This window comes from Staphylococcus sp. EG-SA-2 (assembly GCF_017152085.1).
The window spans coordinates 1-1,065 of sequence record NZ_JACYHC010000884.1; the positions used below are offsets into that span (position 1 = coordinate 1).

The window sequence follows — 1,065 nt, forward strand, 5'->3', positions numbered from 1 at the left end:
TACTTAGAAGCTGCAGCAATGGCACACGGAAAAGTATTTTCATTTGGTCCAACTTTCAGAGCTGAAAAATCAAAAACACGTAGACACTTGATCGAGTTCTGGATGATTGAAGGGGAAATGGCTTTCACAAATCATGCTGAAAGTTTAGAAATTCAAGAACAATATGTAACACATGTAGTAAAATCAGTTTTAGAAAATTGTAAACTAGAGTTGAAAATTTTAGAGCGTGATACATCAAAACTTGAAAAAGTTGCGACACCATTCCCTAGAATTTCATATGATGATGCAATTGAATTCTTAAAAGCAGAAGGCTTTGATGATATTGAATGGGGTGAAGATTTTGGTGCGCCACATGAAACTGCCATTGCTAATCATTATGATTTACCGGTGTTTATTACTAATTATCCAACTAAAATTAAGCCTTTCTATATGCAACCAAATCCTGAGAATGAAGAAACTGTCTTATGTGCAGACTTAATTGCACCTGAAGGATACGGTGAAATTATCGGTGGATCTGAACGTGTGGATGACTTAGAATTGTTAGAACAACGCGTTAAAGAACATGGATTAGACGAAGAAGCATATAGTTACTACTTAGACTTACGTCGTTATGGTAGTGTGCCACACTGTGGATTTGGTTTAGGTTTAGAGCGCACAGTAGCATGGATTTCTGGTGTTGAACACGTTCGTGAAACTGCGCCATTTCCAAGATTATTAAACCGTTTATATCCATAAGTTTTAGGATCGTTACTTAAAATTTATATTATGATAATAAAAAGAATCGTCCAGCCTATATTAATAGCTGGGCGATTTATGCTTGCAAAATGAAGATTGATAACGGCTTATATTAATCATGAACAAACTTTTGTTTAGTAACTATATTTGGAAAATAAATAGTTCATCTGATTATCCATAAAGTTCATTGTTAAAATCTAGTTTTAAAAAATACTGTTATTTAAAATTTGTTTGCTACTAGTTAAATATATTAAGCATTTTAGTCGAAAATTAAAGAAAATGATTTATACTATTAAGTAATGGTTAAATTTAAAAGGGGGCACGAACATG

General features: G+C 32.8%; 1 protein-coding gene. It reads left to right on the forward strand.

Features of this window, described 5'->3' with window-relative positions:
- On the forward strand, positions 1–735 hold a 735-nt coding region (locus IDG60_RS15685; RefSeq protein WP_346767042.1), incomplete at its 5' end, for an amino acid--tRNA ligase-related protein.
- Between the last annotated feature and the right edge of the window lie 330 nt (positions 736–1,065).